This is a genomic window from Acidovorax sp. SDU_ACID1, from assembly GCF_045291395.1.
GTDB lineage: Bacteria > Pseudomonadota > Gammaproteobacteria > Burkholderiales > Burkholderiaceae_C > MR-S7.
Genome location: NZ_CP152342.1, coordinates 3,375,742 through 3,395,126, shown reverse-complemented (window position 1 = coordinate 3,395,126; position 19,385 = coordinate 3,375,742). Strand labels below are relative to the sequence as shown.

The following is a 19,385-nucleotide window of genomic DNA, read 5'->3' as shown; positions in this document are numbered from 1 at the left end:
GCTGCGTGTTCAAGGACGCGCTCCCAGCCGCTTCAATGTGCTTTGCAGGGCGGTATCGTCCTTGTCGAGGCGCAGGCCCTCGCGCCATACGGCCAGGGCGCGTTCGCGCTCGCCCAGCGTCCACAGCACTTCGCCGAGGTGGGCAGCGACCTCGGCATTGGGCTGCTTCTGGAAGGCGGTTTCGAGCAGGCGCAGTGCTTCCTGGGTGTTGCCCAGCCGGAATTCGACCCAGCCGAGGCTGTCGGTGATGAAGGGGTCTTCGGGAGCGTATTCCAGGGCCTTGTTGATGAGGGCCTTGGCCTCCTGCAGGCGAACGCCCCGGTCGGCCATGGAAAATCCCAGCGCATTGAGCGCATGGTGGTAGTCGGGCTTGCGGGCGATGATCTCGCGCAGCAGGCTCTCCATCTCGTCGGTGCGCCCTGCTTTCTCCGCCAGCATGGCGCGGTCGTATGCCAGGTCGTTGTCTTGCGGCGCGAGCGCCGCGGCGCGGGACTGGGCCTCGTAGGCCTTCTGGTACTGCCCCGCGTCGCGCAGCAGTTGGGCTTCGGCCTGGAGCTTGAGGCGCTCGTCGTCCTGGTCTTTGGTGGGAATGGTGCGGATCAGGGCCAGCGCTTCGTCCAGCTTGCCTTGGCGGGCCAGCAGGGAGGCGCGGCGGCTCTGGGCGCCCAGCAGGTCGGAGGCGTTGTCGATGCGCGCCAGCCAGCTTTCGGCCTGCGGGAAATCGCCGCGCTTTTCGGCGATCTGCGCCTGCATGAGGTAGGCCTGTGTCAGGGCCCGCTGGCGCTGCTCCGATGCCGGCAGGGCGTCCAGCAACTGCATGAAACGCTGCAGCGAAGTTTGCGCGGCATCCAGCTGCTGGGCCTGCAGGTGGAGCGAGGCCTGGACCAGCCAGGCTTCGGGCGCGTCGGGGCGCTCGCGCGTCACGGCTTCCACCTGGGTCTGGGCTTCGCTCAAGCGCTGGGATTCCAGCAGCAAACGCGCGTAAGCCATGCGCACCTCGGGCAGGGGCGTGCCGGCGAGATAGCCCGTCAGCAAGGGCTCGGCCTCCGTCACGCCGTCTTCCAGGAGCTGCAGCGCCAGCATGGCCGCGCCGTCGTCGGTGGCGTCCAGCGCCTGGGCGCGCTGCACGGCTTGCAGCGCGCCGGGCTTGTCCGAGGCCGCCAGGCGCAGCCGGCCCACGGTGGTCCACGCGACGGGACCCACGGCCGGGTGGGTGAGGTCGTCCGCCACGGCCTGCTCCACCACGCGGGCGGCGAGCGCCTTGTCGCTCACGCGTGCATAGAGCTGGGGAAGCGAGTGGAGCGAGGAAATCTTGTCCCGCGTCGGTACCTGCGTCAGTTCCTGCCGAAGCGGGCCCGCGGTGTCCGCGACGCGGTTGAGCAGCACCAGGATGCGCAGCATGTAGCGATTGGCGTCGCGCGACTGCGGCTGCGCCTGCTGCCAGGCGCGGGCGGCGATCAGCGCGTATTCGGCCGAGCGCGATTCCAGAGCGATTTCGGTGGCGCGGCGGTACAGCCGCGTGTCGCCGCTGCGGCGGGCGGCGTCCAGCATCAGCGCATAGCCGGTGCCGGGGTCGCCCTGGCTGGTGGTCATTTCGCTGAGCAGCAGCTCGTAGAACAGCTCGGCGTTGAGTGCGGCGGCGGCGTCGCTGGAGTTGTCGTCAGGGGCCTCCATCTCGGCCGGTGGTGCGGGGATGTTCGCCTGCGGGGGCGTCTGGGCCAGGGCAGGGGCCATGCCGGCCGCGATGGCGCATGCCAGCGCCACGGCCCTAAAACGAAGAGATTGCACCATCGGGCCATGATAATCCACGCCTTCAGGACTTTTTGACGGGTGGTGGCATGCCTGAGTTGCCCGAGGTGGAGGTGACGCGGCGCGGTTTCGCCGAGGCGATCCGGGGCGCCGAGGTCCGGGCGGTTCTGCTGGGCAAGCCCTTGCGCTGGCCGCTGGGTATCGCGCCCGGCCTGCTCGCCGGGCGGCGCGTGCGGGAGGTGCGCCGCCGCGGCAAATACCTGCTGGTGGACCTGGGCGAGGGCCTGTTGCTGATCCACCTGGGCATGTCGGGCAGTCTGCGCTTCGCTGCGGAGCTGCCGGAGCTGGGCGTGCACGACCATTTCGAGATGCAGACCGATCAGGGCACGCTGCGCCTGCACGACCCGCGTCGGTTCGGCGCGGTGGTGTGGGTGGCCGGCGAGGACGATCCGCTGGCGCGCAAGCTGCTGGGTGGCCTGGGCGTGGAGCCGCTGGAGGAGGCCTTCGGCTTCGACGCCTTCCACGCGGGCCTGCGCGCGAGCCGCCAGCCCATCAAGCAGTTGCTGCTGGCGGGCAAGCTGGTGGTGGGCGTGGGCAACATCTATGCGTCGGAGGTGCTGTTCCTCGCGGGCATCCGGCCCACGACGCGCGCCAGCGCCATCGGACCGCAGCGCGCCCGGCGGCTGCATGCGGCGATCCGCGACGTACTGGCGCGGGCGGTGGAGCGCGGCGGCAGCACCTTGCGCGACTTTTCCGGGGTGGATGGCAACGCCGGCCACTTCCAGCTGGACGCGAACGTCTACGGGCGCGACGGGCTGCCGTGCCGCACCTGCGGCACGCCTGTGCGCCTGCTGCGCCAGGGGCAGCGCAGCACCTATTTCTGCGTGCGCTGTCAGAGAGCGTAGCCGTAGTGGCGGTGCTAGTATTGCGCGAAGCCCCGCCCTGGCGGGGCTATCGACATCCGGGAGCACAGTGGGACCTTCTTTCAACGAACAGTTCGACCAGCATGGCGCTTGGAGGCGTGCTTTTGCCCACCAGCTCAAGCAGCTCAGCCAGTGGATGGGTTCGCACGACCTCATGGATGCGGCCGTGGAAGAACGCCTGCACCGCCTGGAGGAGCAGGTCCGCGGCGACAAGGTCACCGTGGCGTTCGTGGCCGAGTTCTCGCGCGGCAAGTCGGAACTGATCAACGCCATCTTCTTCGCCGGCTATGGGCGCCGCATCATGCCGGCCAGCGCCGGGCGCACGACCATGTGCCCGACCGAGCTGGGCTACGAGCCCGACACGCCGCCCAGCCTGCGCCTGCTGCCCATCGAGACGCGCATGCAGGCGCCGGGACTGGCCGAATGGAGGCTCAAGCCCGAGCGCTGGGTGACCGTGGCACTGGACATGGACGACGCGCAGCAGATGGCCCGGGCATTGGAAAAAGTGTCGGAAGTGCGCCGCGTGCCGCTGGACGAGGCGCGCGCGCTGGGATTCTGGGACGACGAGGCGCCAGACGACAACCCCGTGCCCGACGCCGCCGGACTGGTCGAGGTGCCGATGTGGCGCCACGCCATCATCAACATTCCCCACCCGCTGCTGCGCCAGGGGCTGGTGATCCTGGACACGCCCGGGCTCAATGCCGTGGGCGCGGAGCCGGAGCTGACCATCAACCTCATCCCGCAGGCGCATGCCGTGGTGTTCATCCTGGGCGCGGACACCGGCGTGACGCGCTCGGACCTGTCCATCTGGCGCGATCACCTGGGCGACGCCGAGGACGCCGCCGACACCCGCCTAGTGGTGCTCAACAAGATCGACACGCTGTGGGACACGCTCAACTCGCCCTCGCAGGTGCAGGCGCAGATCGAGCGCCAGCGCCACACGTCGGCCGAGATGCTGGGCATGCCCGTGGCGCGCGTGGTGCCCGTGTCCGCCCAGAAGGGGCTGGTGGCCAAGATCAACTGCGACGACGTGCTGCTGGAGTCCAGCGGCCTGCCGCAGCTCGAGGAGGCGCTGGCCGAGGGCATCATGGGCCGGCGCCAGGCGATCCTGCGCTCCGCGGTCGCCGGCGGCGTGGCCGGGCTGCGGGCCGAGACAACGCGCGTGATCAACATCCGCCGCCGCGACCTGGACGACCAGATGCTGGAGCTGCGCAGCCTGCGCGGCAAGAACGCCTCGGTGATCGAGGCCATGCGCGGGCGCATCGAACAGGAGCAGCGGGAGTTCGACCACAGCGCGGCCAAGATTCAGGCCGTGCGCGCGGTTCACTTGAAGATGCTGCAGGGCGTCTTCCAGCAACTGGGCTCGCGTGCGCTCAAGGCCGAGCTGGCCGAGCTGGCCGAGGCGCTGCAGGCCAAGGGCCTGAAGCTCGGCGTGCGTAAGGTCTATGGCGACACGTTCGCGCGCCTGCGCACCGCCATGGAGGCGGCCCAGGCCTCGGGCATCGAGATCCAAGCCATGCTGGGCGGCACCTTCCGCCAGCTCAACGCCGAGTTCGGCTTCTCGCTGCAGGTGCCGCCGGCGCCGCAGCTGGCGTCCTACGTGCAGGACATCGTGGCGATCGAGCAGCGCCACCTGCAGTACGTGGGCATGGGCAATGCGCTGCGCCTGGCGCAGCCGGAATTCGCCCAGCGCCTGGCGCGCGCGCTGATGTTGCGCCTGCGCACGGTGTTCGAGTCCGCTGCCAACGAGCTGGAGATGTGGAGCAAGACCGCCACGGCGCAGCTGGACGCGCAGCTGCGCGAGCGCAAGCGCAGCTTCTCGCGGCGCATCGAGGCGGTGAACCGCATCCAGGAGGCCGCCAACGGGCTGGCCGACCGCATCGCCGAGATCGAGCAGGCCGAGCGCCACCTTGCCGGCCTGGAAACGCGCCTGCAGGAACTCACCGCCGGCATCGTGCCGCCGGGCGTGCATTCCGAAGCGGTCGACACGACTCCCTTGCCCCTGACGGCATGAGCGGGCCGGCGGTGGAGATCGCGGCGCAGGTGGTGCGCTGGCAGGCTGGGCACGGCCGCAACCATCTGCCCTGGCAGAACACGCGCGATGCCTACCGCGTGTGGCTCTCCGAAATCATGCTGCAGCAGACCCAGGTGGCCACGGTGCTGGAGTACTACGCACGCTTCCTGCAGCGCTTTCCCACCGTGCACGACCTGGCGGCCGCGCCGCAGGACGAGGTGCTGGCGCTATGGAGCGGCCTGGGCTACTACAGCCGCGCGCGCAACCTGCACCGCTGCGCGCAGATCGTGGTGGAGCAGCACGGCGGCGCGTTCCCGCGCACCGTGGAGGCGCTGGCGGCGCTGCCGGGCATCGGCCGTTCCACGGCGGGGGCCATCGCGTCGTTCTGCTTCGGCGTGCGCGCGCCGATCCTCGACGCCAACGTGCGGCGCGTGCTCACGCGGGTGCTGGGCTTCGGCGGCGACCTGGCCGAGGCGCGCAACGAGCGCGCGCTGTGGACGCTGGCCGAGGACCTGCTGCCGCGCGAGGACCTGGAGCAGGCCATGCCGCGCTACACGCAGGGGTTGATGGACCTGGGTGCGGGCATCTGCCTGCCGCGCAACCCTGCTTGTCTGCTGTGCCCGCTGCAGGGCGCATGCACCGCGCAGCGCCGGGGCAACCCGCAGGACTACCCGGTGCGCACGCGCAAGCTCAAGCGCAGCGCGCAGGCATGGTGGCTGCTGCTGCGCGAGGATGGCGGGGGCCGGCTGTGGCTGGAGCGCCGCCCGTCCACGGGCATCTGGGCCGGGCTCTACTGCCCGCCCGTGTTCATGAGCCGCGAGGCGTTGGACGCCGCGCTGGGCGCGGATGCCGCCCGCGCGCAGGACCTGCCCGCCTTCACCCACGTGCTGACCCACCGCGACCTGCACCTGCATCCGGTGCTGCTGCGCAGTGGCGCAACGGCCGGAATGCAGGGAGATTGGTACACGGCGCCGCAGTGGGGCGCCCTGGGGCTGCCTGCGCCCGTGCGCAAGCTGCTGGACGGCCTGTAGTTCAAAAACAATAGCTGCTTGCGCTTTTTGTCCAACGGATTCGGATGCTTTTCATACTGAATACCCCGCTGGACAAGCGCGACCAGCTACGAATTGAATAGCGGAAAGGCTTACCGTCCATCCAGTTCGCGGTGCCGCCGCAGGGTATTCCAGCGGCTGGCGAAGTGCTCCGCCAATTGCTCCACCAGGTACACCGAGCGGTGTTGCCCGCCGGTGCAGCCGATGGCCACCGTGACGTAGCTGCGGTGGTTGTGCGCCAGCGCCTGCAGCCAGTGGTCCAGGAACTGCTCGATGTGTGCGAGCATGGTCAGCACCTCGGGCTGCTGGCGCAGGAAGGCGGCCACGGGCGCGTCCTTGCCGGTCTGGTTGCGCAGCTGCGGCTCGTAGTGCGGGTTGGGCAGCATGCGCACGTCGAACACGTAGTCCGCATCCACGGGAATGCCGCGCTTGAACGCGAACGACTGGAACACCAGCGTGAGCCGCCCCGGCGGCACCGACAGCAGGCCCTTCACGTAGCTCTGCAACTGCGAGGCCCGGATGGCACTGGTATCGATGACGTGCGAGGTCTCGCGCAGCTCGGCCAGCAACTCGCGCTCCAGCTCGATGGTCTGCAGCAGCGCGCGCTGGCCGTCGCGCAGCTCATCCTTGGACAGCGGGTGGCGCCGGCGCGTCTCGGAAAAGCGCCGCACCAGCGTGTCGGTGGTGGCGTCGAGGAACAGCGACTGCACCTGCACGCCCTGTTCGCGCAGCAGCGCGAGCTGGCGCGGTACCAGGGGCAGGGCGGTGGCGCTGCGCACGTCCATGGCGATGGCCACTCGGTTGCCGTGGTGCGTGTGCTCCAGCGCTACGAACGACGACAGCAGCTCCGGCGGCAGGTTGTCCACGCAGTAGTAGCCCGCATCCTCCAGCGCGTGCAGCGCCACGGACTTGCCCGAGCCGGACATGCCGGTGATGACGACGATTTCGAGTGCCATGGCGGCTAGCGCTCCACGGCGCGCGCGCCTTCGAGCATCTCGCGTGCGTGCGCCAGCGTGGTGGGCGATTGCTGCTGCCCGCCCAGCATGCGCGCCAGCTCGGCCACGCGCTCGTCCTGCGCTGCGGGCGCCACCGAGCTGGTCGTGCCGCCGGCGCGCTTGTGCTTGGCGACCACCAGGTGGTGGTCCGCGCAGGCCGCCACCTGCGGCAGGTGCGTGACGGCCAGCACCTGGCGGGCCTGGCCGAGCTGCTGCATCAGTCGCCCCACGGTCTCGGCCACTGCGCCGCCCACGCCGGAATCCACCTCGTCGAAGATCAGCGTGGGCGCCTCGCCCAGCTCGCTGGTGGTGACCGAGATGGCCAGCGAGATGCGTGACAGCTCGCCGCCCGAGGCCACCTTGCCGATGGGCCGCGGCGTCATGCCCGGGTGGCTGCTGACCAGGAAGGCCACCTGGTCCATGCCTTGGGGGCCGGGCTCTGCCGCCTTGTCGACCTGCGCCTCGAACCGCCCTCCGGCCATACCCAGCCCCTGCATGGCCTGGGTGATGGCCTGGGCCAGGCCCGGCGCCGCCTTGGCGCGCTGGCGCGACAGGGCGGTGGCGGCCTTGCGGTAGGCGGCGGCGTGGGTGTGTTCGGCCGCCTCCAGCGCGGCCAGGTCGGCGGCGCTGTCGAGCTGGCGCAGCTCGCGCTTCCAGCCGTCGAGCAACGCCGGCAACTCCTGCGGCGTGCGCTTGTAGCGCCGCGCGAGCGACAGCCATTGCGACAGGCGCGCGTCCAGCGCCTGCAACTGGTCCGGGTCGGGCTCGGCATCGCGCAGGTAGCTCTGCAGCGAGTGGGCCACGTCGTTGGCCTGGGCGATGCAGGAAGCCAGCACCTCGCCCATGGCGCGGAATTCATCGTCTACGTGCGCATAGCCTTCCAGCAGGTGCTGCGCCTGCGCCAGCGCGTGCAGCGCGCCGCCCCCCTCGTCGTCCTCCAGTGCGCCCAGGGCCCCCTGGGCGTTGTCCAGCAGGGCCTGGGCGTTGGACAGGCGCGCGTGCCGGGCGTTGAGGTCGTCCCATTCGTCCGGCTGGGGCGCGAGCTTGTCCATCTCGCCGATCTGCCACTGCAGGCGCTCGCGCTCCTGCTGCAGCGTGTCCTGCGCGGTGCGCGCATGGGCCAGCGCCTTGTGCGCGTCGCGCCAGGCCGTCCACAGCGCCGCCAGGGGCTGCGCCTGCACGCCGGCATAGGCATCGAGCAGGCCGCGCACGGCCTCGGGGCGGGTCAGGCTCTGCCAGGCGTGCTGGCCGTGGATGTCCAGCAGGTACTCGCCCAGCGCACGCATCTGCGCCGCCGTGGCCGGGATACCGTTGATCCACGCGCGGCTCTTGCCCTGCAGGTCGATGGTGCGGCGCAGCAGCAACGCGTCGTCCTGCGGAATGCCGGCTTCGTCCAGCCAGGCGGCCAGTGCGGACGGGCCGGCGTCGAATTCGGCGCAGATGTCGGTGCGCTGCGCGCCCTCGCGGATCACGCCGGTGTCGGCGCGCGCGCCCAGCAGCAGTTGCAGCGCATCGATGAGAATGGACTTGCCCGCGCCGGTCTCGCCCGTGAGCACCGTGAAGCCGGCATGCAGGTCCAGATCCAGCGACTGCACGATCACGAAATCGCGCAGCGCGATCCGCTTCAAGGCCATGTTCAGGAACCTCCTTCGTTCCAGCGCAGCTTCTTGCGCAGGGTGGCAAAGTAACTCCATCCGAGCGGATGCAGGAAGCATACGCGGTGCGCCGAGCGGCGCACCAGCACGCGGTCGCCGTGCTGCAGCGAGGCGAGCGACTGCATGTCGAAGCTGGCGCTGACGTCGCGTCCGCTCACCACCTCGATCGCCACCTCGGTCTCGTCGGGCAGCACGATGGGCCGGTTGGACAGCGTGTGCGGTGCGATCGGCACCAGCACCCAGCCCGGGATCGACGGGTGCAGGATGGGCCCGCCCGCCGACAGCGAATAGGCGGTGGAGCCGGTGGGCGAGGCGACGATGAGGCCGTCGGCGCGCTGGTTGGAGACGAACACCCCGTCCACCTCCACGCGCAGCTCCACCATGCCGGAGGTGGAGCCGCGGTTGACCACCACGTCGTTGAGGGCCAGCGCCTCGAACACGCACTCCGCGCCGCGCATTACCCGCGCGTGCATGAGCGGGCGCACGTCTTCCTCGTAGTCGCCCGCCAGCATGGAGGTCAGCGCGGCCTGGTAGCCGTCCAGCGGAATGTCGGTGATGAAGCCCAGCCGCCCCTTGTTGATGCCCGCCAGCGGCGTGCCGTAGCTGGCCAGCCGCCGCCCTACGCCGAGCATGGTGCCGTCGCCGCCCACCACCAGGCCCAGGTCGCAATGGCGGCCGATGCCGTCGATGTCCAGCGTGGCATAGCCCGTCAGGCCGGTGTTGGCCGCCGTGCCGGCCTCCAGCGTCAGCTCGCAGCCCTGCTGCTCCACGAAGCCTGCGATGTTCTTGATCGCCTGGCGCAGCGTGTCGGGGGTGGCGCCGGCGGCGGGCCCCTGGTACTTGCCGATGAGTGCGACGCTGCGGAAGATAGGCTTCATGCGGTAATTACATCATTAGTGTGATGTAACGCTCTCGAGCTCGATTGAGTAGTTCGCGTGCTTCTGGCTTCCGCTCGGCTTCTTTCTCTGTTTCGATCAGCATTAGCTCTCGCTCGAGGGCGATCGGGTCGATGTTCTTTACCAGCGCCAATGCGAGTGTTTGGGGGCGTGTAGGTAGGCGAAATCCGGTTTTCCATTCTGAAACCCGAGAGGCGGGCACGCCTTGGGCAGCGAGTGCTTTGCGGTCGTCGGCTGTCAGGTTGGCGATTAGTTCTGCATATGACATGTGAATCTCCATAGGAAATATCAAATTACGTTTCTGGTAATTTGTGGTAAATTACACATTACGTAATCCGGATGCAGTAAAGCGTTTCTGGTAACGGACTTTATCACCATTGGGCATTCCCGGCCAGTCGCAGTGATCAACGGCGCGGCCTACAGCCAGAAGCAGGGCGTGTTCTTTGGTTTAACCCATGGAGCTACCCATGCCAGCCCTCCAACTCCTTCTTCCCGAAATCGCCGCCCCCGAAGCGGCAAACGATTGCCACCCTCCCGTCTGTGCGGGTGCATCCGCAGCCCTGGTAGCTCAGGTTGGCGGCGAGGGTGGCAACCAATGCGAGCCCGGGAACGAAAAGCGACGGGGGCGCAAGGCAGTCCATGCCAGCGCAGCAGCTCGCAAGGCTGCCTATCGCGCTGAAAAGGCCCGAGTTGATTTCACCGACAAGCCCGAAATCGTTGCGACCCTGAACGAGATCGCCGCCGACTTGGATTGCAGCAAGAACGAACTGCTGCAGTCTCTGGTGCGCTTCGCCCTGACCAATCGCAACTGGAAACAGGTCGGCCTGTACGGTGCCCGCCGCAATGGGGTTCTGCAATGAGCCCGGAGGCCAAACGCGACCTGCAATACCGCTGCCGCCGCGCCCTTGCGGCCCCGGTGCCTGCCTCCATCCGCGACGGCAATGCCCGCTCTGCTGCCGACTACAAAACCGCCGCGCAGGCCTGCGCCGCGTACCTGCGCGACGGCAAGACGCCAGATCGCGCCCGCCTGCACGTCCTGCGCCTCGAAGGTGCGCAAGGGCTGCTCCCATGATCGGCATCTTCACGAATCCCGCCATCGAGGCCGGCGCCGGCCGTCGCGGCCCCTATGAGGCCCCGCGCGGCGCGACGTTCATTCGCCGCCAGCGCGTGGCGCAGGGCCTCACGCAACCCGAAGCCGCCAAGCGCTGCCGCGTGAGCCTGCGCACCTTCCAGCGCGCCGAATCCGGTGACTACGTGGACTGGTCCACGCGCCGCGCCATTGAGCGCGCGTTGGGGGCGGCATGGTGAAACCCGCCAATAGCCAGGCACAAGCTGCGGCCGCGAAACCCGCCACCGCGGCCGTGAGCATGAAACACGTCCTCGCCTGCCTGCCATCGTGCGCCGCGCCCCTGCGGGGTATGGGGTGCAGCCCCATGTCCCCGGCCAGTTGCGCCCCGTGCCCCCCGCTGCCGGGCGCAACGCATGCCGAAGCCCTCGCAGTCCCCGCCGCTGGCCGCGTAGTGCCCGCCACGCGCACGGCAGAGGTCCCGCTGCGCGCCCTGGAAGACAAGCCCGCCGCAGGCGCTGAGTCTGGTCCTCCCTGCGCCGATTGCGCTGTCTGCGGGCCTGTGTGCCCCCCCGCGCAAGGGATCGTCACCCGAATGGGCCAAGACCCGCGTGCGGGGCTTGGTGGCGAAGCCATAGAGCCCGGTCCCGCAGGGATGCGCCCTGCATCTTGTGCTCCCTGCTGGGGTGCCTGCGGCGTGTGTGACTGCGGCGCCGATGCCGGCGCGGCGCGCGCGCACGGAAAGCGGAGCGCGGGCGCGCGCGCCGGGGCGGGGCAGGCGCAAGCCCTCCCCGATGGTAATCACGGGGAGAACCTTCAATGACCCGCCCGACACGCTCCGTCCTGAACAAGCATTCCAAAACTTGCTCCCTGGTCCTCGAAGGCAACGAAATCAAATTCCGCCTTCTGGCCGAGCGCACCGAAACCGGCAACATCGTGCATGTGGACTGGGTGCGCTTCACCTGCCTGCTGCGCAACGCCCCGATGCCCGGCATCGAAACCCTGTTCCCCACGCCCACGCCCGACGTGGACATGGAGCCTGTCAGCGAACAGGAGCGCAGCGAACGGGGTCAACGCCTCATGCGCCTTCGCAAGCTCCTGGCCAAGCTCCCGAACGCCGAATTCGCTCCAAGCGCGCAAGCCATGGAGCTGGCCGAACGCGTAGCGGAAACCTTGGGCGAAGACTTCACCGTCGCCCCCGAACTGCGCAAAGGCCACGACTTCTACCGTCACCGCTGGAGCATCGAGCGCAACGGCAGTGAAGTCGGTTGGGTCGGCTTCCTCGCAAGCGGCGACAGCCCGCGCCAGCAAGCCCAGGCCAAAACCATGCACGTCAACCTCTATGGCACGGCCTGCACCTTCGCCCAAAACGGCTGGCGCGATCACCTCGCAAACCTCATCGATGACGTGGGCGGCACCATGACCCGCATCGATCTCGCCCTGGACTTCTTCGAAGGCATCACAGGCGGCATGGAGCGCATCAAGCGGGACTACGAAAACGGCCTGTGCGACGTGGCAGGCAAGCGCCCGAAATGCAACATGGTCGGAGACTGGTGCAACGGCAAGGCGCGCAGCTTCTACATGGGCAGCAAGGAAGCGGGCAAGCAAACCAACTTCTACGAAAAAGGCCACCAGCTCTTCGGAGAAAAAGACGCCACCAACTGGCTGCGCGCGGAACTGCGCTACGGCAACAAACTGCGCGTACTGAACACCGACATGCTGCGCCGCCCGCAAGACTACTTCGCAGGCGCCAGCGACTACCACGCGGCCATCTTGCGCGAAGCCAAACCCGCCGCGCAGGCCCTGCCCGAGCCCGTGCCCTGCGAAGCAAAGCTCGCGGCCCAAACCATCGAAGCCGAAGTCACCCGCAACGTGCGTTGGCTGCGCGACGTCGCCGCACCCAGCATGGCCCTGGCATTCGAACACCTCGGCACTGACGCCTTCCTTGAAATGGTCACGAACCAAAACGTTCCCGGTCGTCTGCGCCGATTCAAGCAAACCGAAATCCGCCGCGCCTACAGCAGCGCGCACCACAGAACCCGCAAGGCCGAAAGCGCTGGTCACGCATTCGCACAGGCCTAAACCAAAGACCACAAAGGAAACACCATGCAATTCAAATCCGAAGTCATCGTCCACGGCGTCAAGGAAAGCAAGGGCGTCATTGAAGGCCGCGAATACAACAATACCGTCTTCCACTGCGAAGTCGACCTTGCGGAAAACGGCTCTGGTCGCTCCATCGGCCGCGCCACGCGCCCTTTCAAACTGGCTGATGCCAGTAATTTCGACAAGTGGGCGCACCTCGGCCAATCCATGCCCGTGAAGGCCATCGCCACCTTCGAAATGGCAGCAGCAGCGCAGGACGGCACAAAGATGGTCCTGGTCGACATCCGCCCCCTGGAGCAAGCCAAACCGGCCGCTCCGAAGGCATCGTAAGAGGCTGGCATGTACGTCATCCAATCGGCGTTCACGGGCTGCTTCCTGGCCCCCTCGTATGAGGACGGACAGCCCGAATGGGTGCTCCTGCTGCGCGAAGCGGTAGCGGTCGAAGACCTCGAAACCTGCGCGCAGCTGATCGAAGACCACGTAGAGCCGTGCCATCAGGTGCAGGTCGTGGACCTGTCCAAATTGCACCGCCCTGTAGAGCTTTAACCCGATGTATGGCACCTCACCATCAGGCGCCAAACATCGCAATTCGTTCCCGGAGACCAAATGCCAATAGGAATGACAGAAACCGAGCTGCAAGCCTTAGGGGCATCCATCGTGAAGCTGTCGATGCTCGGCGGCGTCCTGGGCGCCATCTGCTGGTCGCTCCTCATGCGCGCCTTGTTGCGCGTCGCTGACGCTATCCAGGCGTGGGAAGACAAGCGCATCCGCATCGCCACGGCGCGCATGCGCAACGTGCACGGTCCCCTGCTGCTGCCCGGTATGTCCAGCAGCGTGCGCCGCGCCATGGCGAACGTCCTGCGCAAGCGCCACGCGAGCACCGCATGCCAGTAGCGGTACTTGAAATCCTCCTCGGCATGGCCCTGAACGGCTCCCGTGCTGCGGCCATGGTCATGACAGCCATAGCCGCAGTGCGCGCCGTCCGGTTCATCCGCGAGGCGATCCAGGGCAAGAGGGATTCCGGCTGACTGCCTCGCGTGCGGGGCACTCGGACGCAATCCGCGTCATTCCATGAACCTTTTAGGAGCATCAACATGAACCGTTTCAACACGCAAACCCGCCGTCTGGCTCAGGCCGCATCCGCTGGCGCGCTCGCCCTGGCATCGCAGGCGCACGCCGCACTGCCCGCTGAAGTCACCACCGCCCTGGGCGACATGAAAACGGACGGCGTCAGCGCTGCAACTCTGGTCATCGTGGCCGTCATCGCCGTGGCCGCCATCCTGTTCCTGCGTCGCGCGGTGCGCTGACCATGTGGCAGTTTGCGGGCCAGTGCTACGGCACGCCACAAGCTGCCAATGAGGCCGCAGCCGCTGCGGTCTCCGGCACTGTGCAGGATGGCTACGCCATCGCCGCCAGTGCTGTCACGCCCACCTCGATCACCTACGAGGCCACAAACATAAGCACTGGCGCAGTGCTTATGCGTGTGGTGGCGGTCGATCCGCAGCCCTGCGGGCTCATGCAGCGCGAGGAGGCCATGGAACTGGCCTGGGCCGTGGCTGCTGTCCTGCTGTCGGTTGGTGCGGTCACGTTCCTGGGCCGCGTCGTCTGGCACGCGGTCACCAATTGGGGCAACCAGGGGGAAACATGACACCAGATGCATTGATGCTCACCGTGGCCGTGCTCGGCATGGCCGCGCTGCTTTTGAGGGGCTTGTGATGGTCCGCGTCTTCGTCGCGTTGGTTATCTGGGTGCTTGGCTGCGTTTCGCCGGTCCATGCGTTCCCGCCAATCGTCACCCAGCCCGATGGCAGTTGCACGCCGGCTAATTTTCCGCGGGGTTACGTCAGTAATCCGTCAATTACAGCTAAGTGGGTCTGCGGCTTTGAGGGGCGGTCCGCGCGTGAGTGCGGCTGGTCTTACTCGTCGGCGGCGCTCGGCTGGGATGGGTCTAGTGCTAAGGGCGTCTATTCTTCAATGTGCACTAAGCCCGAGTCCGTCTATTCCTGTCCTGCTAACTCGGTCAAGGTAGGCGATGGCTGCTTCTGCGAAGCCGGCTTTGAGGAGAAGGACGGCCAGTGCGTAAAGCCTCCGAAGTGCGAGGCGGGGAAGCAGGCGAATTACACATTTTTCAGCAGCTGGTGGACTGACGTGCCTCCGGACGGTAAGCCCATCGGCGATCCGGTTTCGCCTCCCGGCTCTTACTGCGACGGTGCCTGTGTGTGGGCGCACCAGGGTGTCCAGGATTGTTCGATCGAGACTGTTCCCGAGGAGGGTGTCCCCCATAAGTCGTTCTGCGAGCACGCGTACACCAGCACGGGCGCGCAGTGCACGCAAAAGACCCCTGACCCGTCTAGCCCTCCGCCCCAGACTGGCGGCTCGGGTAGCGGCGGAAGCGGCGGCGGTGGCGAAGGCGGCGGCGGTGAAGGTGGCGGCGAGGGCGGCGGTGGCGAAGGCGGCGGCGGTGAGGGCGGCGGCGAAGGTGGCGGCGGGGGCGGGAATGGTGATGATGACGATGATGAGCCTGTCGGCCCTCCTGATGATGGCGGGTGTACTGCTGGTGTCTGCCCTCCTGGCGAAGGCGAAGGCGAAGGCGAAGGTGGCGGTGGCGGTGGCGGTGGCGGTGGTGGGGGCGACGGCGAAGGTGACGGCGAGGGCGAAGGCGGCGGCGGTGGTGGTGGCGGTGGTGGTGGTGGTGGCGGCGGCGGTGGCGGCGGCGGTGGCGGCGGCGGTGGTGGCGGGAACGGTGATGGTGACGGCGATAAGGACGACAGCCTGTTGTGCAAGCTGTTCCCGGAGACCTTCGTGTGCCAGAAACCGGGCTCTGCTGGTGAGGCCGAGCCAGTCAAGAACCGTGACATCAACACCGGGACCATTGCACCCCAATCCGGGTTTGGCACCCCTGGCCAGTCTTGCCCGCCCCCGCTCACGGTGGTTACCCGCATCGGCAAGCTGGAATGGCCGTGGGATGCATGGTGCCAATGGGCGGATGGCGTGCGTCCCGTAGTGATAGCGCTCGCGTGGCTCTCGGTCGCGCTCGGCATGGTCGGATTTCTGAGGAGGTAGCGGCATGGATGGCTTGGCAAAGTGGCTCTCGGATATCTCCTGGCCCATCGTCTCCCGCGTCCTGGCCGCGCTCGGCGTCGGCACGGTCACCTATACCGGTGTCACCGAAGGGCTGAATAACGTGCTCGGTTCGGCGAAGGCGGCGACGCAAGGCATCCTGCCGGTGGCCGCCCAGCTCGCCGCCCGCGCTGGCTTCTTCGATTACATGAGCATCACTAGCGGCGGCTTGGTTGCGGGCATTTCATGGCTGGTGCTCAAGCACTTCGCCCTGCAAACCGGCACGGCGTCTAACCCATGATCACGCTCTTGACGGGTGCTCCCGGCACCGGCAAAACCGCTGCTCTTGTGGACCTGCTGCGTACGGTCGGCGCGGATCGTCCGCTCTTCGTCTTCGGCCTGAACGGCCTCAAGCTGGCGCACGTGCCTCTCGAGGACCCCACGAAATGGATGGATGAGGTCCCGGACGGCGCGGCCATCGTCATTGATGAAGTGCAGCAGGTATGGCGCCCACGTGGCGCGGGAAAGTCCGTCCCTGACCATATCGCCGCCCTGGAAACCCACCGGCATCGGGGCTTGGACTTCTTCCTGACCACGCAAGGCCCAAACCTGCTGGACTCCAACGTCCGCGCCCTGGTCGGCCGCCATATCCACCTGCGGGACCTGGGCTGGCTCGGCCGCTGGTGGTACGAATGGCCCGAGTGCGCCGACCAGTGCCGTACCGGCTGGCGCTCGGCCCCCATCAAGAAGCGTTACAAGCTGCCCAAGCGCATCTTTGACAGCTACACGTCGGCGTCTATCCACATCAAGCCGATCCGCAGCTTCCCCACCGCCCTGGTTGTGGCAGTGACGGCCCTCGGCGGCACCGGCTACCTCGCGTGGCACATGTACGGGCGTCTCGCGTCCAACATGGATCCGACAGCAGCGGGTGTACCGGCGAAACCCGCCAAGAGCCAGGCACAAGCTGAGCCCGCGAAACCCGCCATGCAGGCCGGCGCGGACCGTGAGCGGGCAAAGCCGCTCAAAGTGGTGTCCGACGATCCCATGGCGGAGCGTGGTTTGCATCTGCTCGGCTGCGCGGCCATGGGTGAGAAAACCGTCTGCACCCTCGCGGTGAGCCAGGGCGGTCAACCCGCCTTCACGGTCACGAACCGCGACCTCGAGGAAATGGGCTACAAGTTCGCCCGCAACGGCGAGTGCATCGTGACGGTCACGTGGAAGGGGGTAGTCCGCACGGCCATCTGCGATCTGCCGCACCTGGGCCAGGGCGGCACGATGCTCGCTAGCGCCGCCCTGCAGGGCTCTGGTGCTCCACCGCCATCCTTTACCCCTCCACGGGTGCGCGTGTCGCCAGAAGCGGTGTTCACCGGCGGCAACGTCCAGGCCTCGCCCCAGCAGTCCCGGCAACCGCAGCAGCCGCGATCGCAGTGGGAACAGGAGCTGGCCGCGCGCAATGCTCAGGTGCGCTCTAGCCTGACGCGCTGACTTATGGCTGACACCCTGCCCGCAGGTCTCAATATTGCCGGTAGCGTTTTGTTTCACATAATGAGGCGATGCTTTGGATGTTTTTTGGAGTTCTGCTTCTGGGTGTGTCGGGCGCATCTGACGCGCAGGTTTTCCGGTGTGGCAATGCTTACAGCACTGAGCCTTGCCCGGGTGCTGTCACGGTGGACGTGTCCCCGGCGCTTTCCGATCCCTCTGGGCCTAGTAGCACGCTGGTTTATCTCTGCCGTACGGCGGGCGATGGGTTGTTCTGGTTGCCTAAGCCGTGTTCTACGCGGGGCTGGTCATTGGTTCGCAAGGAGCGTGTGCCCATTGGAATGCCTTGGGAGGATCAGCTCCGGATCGCGCGAAGTCAAAAGCGTGCTGCGGATGCGTTGGAGCGGGATCGTCGCGCCGTACCTTCATCTTCGCGTTCGTCGGCGTCTGTCACAGCTCGTCCTGCTCCAGGCCTTCGTGATGAGATGGAATGTAGGCTCCTGGATCAGAGAATTCGCGCTCTTGATGCGCAGGGGCGGCAAGGCAGTACGCATTACAGCTTGGAGCGAATTAGGGAGGAGCGAAAGAAGGCGCGGGACAGGCAATTTAGGCTTGGTTGTTAGCGCTTGGGGGTATGGGTGCGGGTGGCCCCTTTTCTCTTTTCGTTCCCGGTGATGCGTAGGAGTTTGGATGCTGGTGGGGTATGCCCGTGTGTCCACGCAAGATCAAGATACGGCGCTGCAGCGTGATGCGTTGGAGCGGCACGGCGTGCGGCGTGTTTTCGTGGAGTCGGGTTCGGGTGTAGGGCCTCGGCCTGAGTTGCAGCGCGCCCTTGCGTTGCTGGGTACGGGTGATACGTTGGTGGTGTGGAAGTTGGACCGGATCGCGCGCAGCCTGCCTGATCTGCTTGCTATTCAGGGGCGGCTCAAGGGCGCGGGCGCTTGTATCCGTAGCTTGACTGAGCCGCTTGATACGACCAGTCCGTTCGGTGAGTTCACGTTTCAGGTGCTGGGCGCGGTGGCGCAATTGGAGCGCTCGATGATTCGTGAGCGGGTCATGGCTGGGCAGGCTGCTGCACGTGCGCGTGGCAAGGTCTGGGGCAGGGCTCGCACTATCCCGGATGAGGATGTGGCGCACATAGTGGCCATGTGGCGCTCGGGTGTGTTGTCTCAGGCGCAGCTTGCGGATTTGTGGGGTGTTACGGTGTCCTGTCTGCGCGATACGATCCACCGTTTTGAAAGGCGTGGCCGCTGGCGATGATGGGGTTCATGCGGTACCGGGGCGCGGCCCCGGTTTTGCCCAAAAAAATAGCCCGAATGGCCGGGCTATTTGTTTCAGGTACATGACTAGAATGATTCGATGCTCGATGACCGCTCCAAGTTGTTGTTGAAGGCGCTGGTAGAACGCTACATCGCCGACGGACAGCCAGTGGGTTCCAGAACCCTGTCGCGGGCATCGGGCCTCGAATTGTCGCCTGCCACGATACGCAACGTGATGGCAGACCTGGAAGAGCTGGGGTTGATCGCCAGCCCCCACACCTCTGCTGGGCGCATTCCCACGGCCAAGGGCTACCGGCTCTTCGTCGACACCATGCTCACCGTGCAGAAGGAGCAACTGCCCGAACTGCAACTGCGGCCCGAGCAGCCGCAGAAGGTGATCGCCAACGCGGCGCAGCTGCTGTCCAGCCTGTCGCAGTTCGTGGGCGTGGTCATGGCGCCGCGCCGCGCATCGGTGTTCCGGCACATCGAGTTCCTGCGCCTGTCCGAGCGGCGGCTGCTCGTCATCATCGTCTCGCCGGACGGCGACGTGCAGAACCGGGTGATCTTCACCGAGTCGGACTATGCGCAATCGCAACTGGTGGAAGCCGCGAATTTCCTCAACGCCCACTATGCGGGCCTGACCATGGAGCAAGTGCGCGAGCGCCTCAAGTCCGAGGTGGACACGCTGCGCCGCGAAATCGCCGTGCTGATGCAGGCGGCGGTCAACGTGGGCACCGAGGCCATGTCCGAATCCCAGGAGGAGGTGGTTTTCTCCGGTGAGCGCAACCTGCTGGCGGTGAGCGACTTCTCCGGCGACATGGGCAACCTGCGCCGGGCCTTCGACCTGTTCGAGCAAAAGACGCAGATCCTGCGGCTGCTGGACATCTCCAGCCGGGCCGAGGGCGTGCGCATCTTCATCGGCGGCGAGAGCCAGGTCGTTCCATTTGAGGAACTGTCCGTCGTCAGCGCGCCCTACGAGGTCGACGGCCAGGTGGTCGGCACACTGGGCGTGATCGGCCCCACGCGCATGCCCTACGACCGGATGATCCAGATCGTGGACATCACCTCCAAGCTGGTCACCAACGCCCTGAGCCACCGGAAGTAACCCCTACAATAGCGCCCGCTGCCCTGCCGACGA

The 19,385-nt window shown here is 67.1% G+C and carries 23 protein-coding genes; 18 read left to right on the top strand and 5 right to left on the bottom strand.

Going from position 1 to position 19,385, the window contains the following annotated elements:
* Nucleotides 1-9 precede the first annotated feature (9 nt).
* Nucleotides 10-1,791 carry a tetratricopeptide repeat protein gene (locus AAG689_RS16670; RefSeq protein WP_406622949.1) on the bottom strand — a complete coding sequence of 594 codons (1,782 nt, stop codon included), beginning with the start codon at nucleotides 1,789-1,791 and terminating at the stop codon, nucleotides 10-12.
* A 47-nt stretch (nucleotides 1,792-1,838) separates the two neighbouring features.
* On the opposite strand from AAG689_RS16670, the gene mutM reads away from it, so the two are divergent.
* From mutM to mutY, 3 genes are all read left to right on the top strand, one after another.
* Nucleotides 1,839-2,654, top strand: a complete 816-nt coding sequence (gene mutM / locus AAG689_RS16665) for a bifunctional DNA-formamidopyrimidine glycosylase/DNA-(apurinic or apyrimidinic site) lyase (RefSeq protein ID WP_406622948.1) — start codon at nucleotides 1,839-1,841, stop codon at nucleotides 2,652-2,654.
* A gap of 67 nt (nucleotides 2,655-2,721) precedes the next feature.
* Nucleotides 2,722-4,686 (top strand): dynamin family protein, encoded by a 1,965-nt coding sequence (locus tag AAG689_RS16660; RefSeq protein ID WP_406622947.1) that lies wholly within the window; start codon nucleotides 2,722-2,724, stop codon nucleotides 4,684-4,686.
* Nucleotides 4,683-5,717: an A/G-specific adenine glycosylase gene (gene mutY / locus AAG689_RS16655; RefSeq protein WP_406622946.1), complete on the top strand. Its 1,035-nt coding sequence runs from the start codon at nucleotides 4,683-4,685 to the stop codon at nucleotides 5,715-5,717. Before AAG689_RS16660 ends, mutY begins: the two co-directional genes overlap by 4 nt.
* Nucleotides 5,718-5,827: 110 nt before the next feature.
* Here the strand turns inward: mutY and rapZ are convergent, their stop codons facing one another.
* Genes rapZ through AAG689_RS16635 form a run of 4 tightly spaced genes read right to left on the bottom strand, consistent with a single transcriptional unit; the run spans nucleotide 5,828 to nucleotide 9,549 of the window.
* Nucleotides 5,828-6,691 carry an RNase adapter RapZ gene (gene rapZ, locus AAG689_RS16650; RefSeq protein ID WP_406622945.1) on the bottom strand — a complete coding sequence of 288 codons (864 nt, stop codon included), beginning with the start codon at nucleotides 6,689-6,691 and terminating at the stop codon, nucleotides 5,828-5,830.
* Nucleotides 6,692-6,696: 5 nt separating this feature from the next.
* On the bottom strand, nucleotides 6,697-8,364 hold the full coding sequence (gene recN / locus AAG689_RS16645; RefSeq protein ID WP_406622944.1) for a DNA repair protein RecN: 1,668 nt from the start codon (nucleotides 8,362-8,364) through the stop codon (nucleotides 6,697-6,699).
* A gap of 2 nt (nucleotides 8,365-8,366) precedes the next feature.
* Nucleotides 8,367-9,263 (bottom strand): NAD kinase, encoded by an 897-nt coding sequence (locus tag AAG689_RS16640; RefSeq protein ID WP_406622943.1) that lies wholly within the window; start codon nucleotides 9,261-9,263, stop codon nucleotides 8,367-8,369.
* Between the two features lie 7 nt (nucleotides 9,264-9,270).
* Entirely contained in the window at nucleotides 9,271-9,549 is a 279-nt protein-coding gene (locus AAG689_RS16635) for a hypothetical protein (RefSeq protein WP_406622942.1), read from the bottom strand.
* Between the two features lie 199 nt (nucleotides 9,550-9,748).
* On the opposite strand from AAG689_RS16635, the gene AAG689_RS16630 reads away from it, so the two are divergent.
* The 15 genes from AAG689_RS16630 to hrcA all read left to right on the top strand — a co-directional run bounded on the left by AAG689_RS16630 (nucleotide 9,749) and on the right by hrcA (nucleotide 19,352).
* The gene (locus AAG689_RS16630) at nucleotides 9,749-10,141 is read left to right on the top strand and encodes a hypothetical protein (RefSeq protein WP_406622941.1); all 393 of its coding nucleotides are present in this window, start codon (nucleotides 9,749-9,751) and stop codon (nucleotides 10,139-10,141) included.
* Complete coding sequence (locus AAG689_RS16625; RefSeq protein ID WP_406622940.1) at nucleotides 10,138-10,353, top strand: hypothetical protein; 216 nt, start codon at nucleotides 10,138-10,140, stop codon at nucleotides 10,351-10,353. Before AAG689_RS16630 ends, AAG689_RS16625 begins: the two co-directional genes overlap by 4 nt.
* Complete coding sequence (locus tag AAG689_RS16620) at nucleotides 10,350-10,589, top strand: multiprotein-bridging factor 1 family protein (RefSeq protein WP_406622939.1); 240 nt, start codon at nucleotides 10,350-10,352, stop codon at nucleotides 10,587-10,589. Before AAG689_RS16625 ends, AAG689_RS16620 begins: the two co-directional genes overlap by 4 nt.
* Before the next feature lie 577 nt (nucleotides 10,590-11,166).
* The gene (locus AAG689_RS16615; RefSeq protein WP_406622938.1) at nucleotides 11,167-12,429 is read left to right on the top strand and encodes a replication initiation factor domain-containing protein; all 1,263 of its coding nucleotides are present in this window, start codon (nucleotides 11,167-11,169) and stop codon (nucleotides 12,427-12,429) included.
* Between the two features lie 24 nt (nucleotides 12,430-12,453).
* Complete coding sequence (locus AAG689_RS16610; protein ID WP_406622937.1) at nucleotides 12,454-12,780, top strand: hypothetical protein; 327 nt, start codon at nucleotides 12,454-12,456, stop codon at nucleotides 12,778-12,780.
* A gap of 9 nt (nucleotides 12,781-12,789) precedes the next feature.
* Complete coding sequence (locus AAG689_RS16605; protein ID WP_406622936.1) at nucleotides 12,790-12,996, top strand: hypothetical protein; 207 nt, start codon at nucleotides 12,790-12,792, stop codon at nucleotides 12,994-12,996.
* A gap of 72 nt (nucleotides 12,997-13,068) precedes the next feature.
* Nucleotides 13,069-13,344, top strand: a complete 276-nt coding sequence (locus AAG689_RS16600) for a hypothetical protein (protein ID WP_406622935.1) — start codon at nucleotides 13,069-13,071, stop codon at nucleotides 13,342-13,344.
* A complete protein-coding gene (locus AAG689_RS16595; protein ID WP_406622934.1) occupies nucleotides 13,335-13,478 on the top strand; it encodes a hypothetical protein in 144 nt (47 codons plus the stop codon). The genes AAG689_RS16600 and AAG689_RS16595 overlap by 10 nt, the downstream gene beginning before the upstream one ends.
* 66 nt (nucleotides 13,479-13,544) lie before the next feature.
* Nucleotides 13,545-13,757 carry a major capsid protein gene (locus tag AAG689_RS16590; protein WP_406622933.1) on the top strand — a complete coding sequence of 71 codons (213 nt, stop codon included), beginning with the start codon at nucleotides 13,545-13,547 and terminating at the stop codon, nucleotides 13,755-13,757.
* A 2-nt stretch (nucleotides 13,758-13,759) separates the two neighbouring features.
* Entirely contained in the window at nucleotides 13,760-14,098 is a 339-nt protein-coding gene (locus AAG689_RS16585; protein WP_406622932.1) for a hypothetical protein, read from the top strand.
* A gap of 67 nt (nucleotides 14,099-14,165) precedes the next feature.
* Nucleotides 14,166-15,512, top strand: coding sequence for a virulence factor TspB C-terminal domain-related protein (locus AAG689_RS16580; protein WP_406622931.1), 1,347 nt, complete (start codon nucleotides 14,166-14,168; stop codon nucleotides 15,510-15,512).
* A gap of 4 nt (nucleotides 15,513-15,516) precedes the next feature.
* Entirely contained in the window at nucleotides 15,517-15,810 is a 294-nt protein-coding gene (locus tag AAG689_RS16575) for a DUF2523 domain-containing protein (protein ID WP_406622930.1), read from the top strand.
* Nucleotides 15,807-16,994, top strand: a complete 1,188-nt coding sequence (locus AAG689_RS16570; RefSeq protein WP_406622929.1) for a zonular occludens toxin family protein — start codon at nucleotides 15,807-15,809, stop codon at nucleotides 16,992-16,994. Before AAG689_RS16575 ends, AAG689_RS16570 begins: the two co-directional genes overlap by 4 nt.
* A 684-nt stretch (nucleotides 16,995-17,678) precedes the next feature.
* Nucleotides 17,679-18,248: a recombinase family protein gene (locus AAG689_RS16565; protein WP_406622928.1), complete on the top strand. Its 570-nt coding sequence runs from the start codon at nucleotides 17,679-17,681 to the stop codon at nucleotides 18,246-18,248.
* 99 nt (nucleotides 18,249-18,347) lie between these two features.
* The gene (gene hrcA / locus AAG689_RS16560) at nucleotides 18,348-19,352 is read left to right on the top strand and encodes a heat-inducible transcriptional repressor HrcA (protein WP_406622927.1); all 1,005 of its coding nucleotides are present in this window, start codon (nucleotides 18,348-18,350) and stop codon (nucleotides 19,350-19,352) included.
* The last annotated feature ends 33 nt before the right edge of the window (nucleotides 19,353-19,385 follow it).

What these genes read in the sequence shown, in the direction of transcription:
- AAG689_RS16590 (WP_406622933.1), top strand. Translation starts at nt 13,545, where the DNA reads ATGAACCGTTTCAACACGCAAACCCGCCGTCTGGCTCAGGCCGCATCC.
- AAG689_RS16670 (WP_406622949.1), bottom strand. Translation starts at nt 1,791, where the DNA reads ATGGTGCAATCTCTTCGTTTTAGGGCCGTGGCGCTGGCATGCGCCATC.
- recN (WP_406622944.1), bottom strand. Translation starts at nt 8,364, where the DNA reads ATGGCCTTGAAGCGGATCGCGCTGCGCGATTTCGTGATCGTGCAGTCG.
- mutM (WP_406622948.1), top strand. Translation starts at nt 1,839, where the DNA reads ATGCCTGAGTTGCCCGAGGTGGAGGTGACGCGGCGCGGTTTCGCCGAG.
- AAG689_RS16585 (WP_406622932.1), top strand. Translation starts at nt 13,760, where the DNA reads ATGTGGCAGTTTGCGGGCCAGTGCTACGGCACGCCACAAGCTGCCAAT.
- AAG689_RS16595 (WP_406622934.1), top strand. Translation starts at nt 13,335, where the DNA reads ATGCCAGTAGCGGTACTTGAAATCCTCCTCGGCATGGCCCTGAACGGC.
- AAG689_RS16620 (WP_406622939.1), top strand. Translation starts at nt 10,350, where the DNA reads ATGATCGGCATCTTCACGAATCCCGCCATCGAGGCCGGCGCCGGCCGT.
- rapZ (WP_406622945.1), bottom strand. Translation starts at nt 6,691, where the DNA reads ATGGCACTCGAAATCGTCGTCATCACCGGCATGTCCGGCTCGGGCAAG.
- AAG689_RS16640 (WP_406622943.1), bottom strand. Translation starts at nt 9,263, where the DNA reads ATGAAGCCTATCTTCCGCAGCGTCGCACTCATCGGCAAGTACCAGGGG.
- AAG689_RS16605 (WP_406622936.1), top strand. Translation starts at nt 12,790, where the DNA reads ATGTACGTCATCCAATCGGCGTTCACGGGCTGCTTCCTGGCCCCCTCG.
- AAG689_RS16570 (WP_406622929.1), top strand. Translation starts at nt 15,807, where the DNA reads ATGATCACGCTCTTGACGGGTGCTCCCGGCACCGGCAAAACCGCTGCT.
- hrcA (WP_406622927.1), top strand. Translation starts at nt 18,348, where the DNA reads ATGCTCGATGACCGCTCCAAGTTGTTGTTGAAGGCGCTGGTAGAACGC.
- AAG689_RS16625 (WP_406622940.1), top strand. Translation starts at nt 10,138, where the DNA reads ATGAGCCCGGAGGCCAAACGCGACCTGCAATACCGCTGCCGCCGCGCC.
- AAG689_RS16600 (WP_406622935.1), top strand. Translation starts at nt 13,069, where the DNA reads ATGACAGAAACCGAGCTGCAAGCCTTAGGGGCATCCATCGTGAAGCTG.
- AAG689_RS16565 (WP_406622928.1), top strand. Translation starts at nt 17,679, where the DNA reads ATGCTGGTGGGGTATGCCCGTGTGTCCACGCAAGATCAAGATACGGCG.
- AAG689_RS16580 (WP_406622931.1), top strand. Translation starts at nt 14,166, where the DNA reads ATGGTCCGCGTCTTCGTCGCGTTGGTTATCTGGGTGCTTGGCTGCGTT.
- AAG689_RS16630 (WP_406622941.1), top strand. Translation starts at nt 9,749, where the DNA reads ATGCCAGCCCTCCAACTCCTTCTTCCCGAAATCGCCGCCCCCGAAGCG.
- AAG689_RS16635 (WP_406622942.1), bottom strand. Translation starts at nt 9,549, where the DNA reads ATGTCATATGCAGAACTAATCGCCAACCTGACAGCCGACGACCGCAAA.
- AAG689_RS16615 (WP_406622938.1), top strand. Translation starts at nt 11,167, where the DNA reads ATGACCCGCCCGACACGCTCCGTCCTGAACAAGCATTCCAAAACTTGC.
- mutY (WP_406622946.1), top strand. Translation starts at nt 4,683, where the DNA reads ATGAGCGGGCCGGCGGTGGAGATCGCGGCGCAGGTGGTGCGCTGGCAG.
- AAG689_RS16575 (WP_406622930.1), top strand. Translation starts at nt 15,517, where the DNA reads ATGGATGGCTTGGCAAAGTGGCTCTCGGATATCTCCTGGCCCATCGTC.
- AAG689_RS16610 (WP_406622937.1), top strand. Translation starts at nt 12,454, where the DNA reads ATGCAATTCAAATCCGAAGTCATCGTCCACGGCGTCAAGGAAAGCAAG.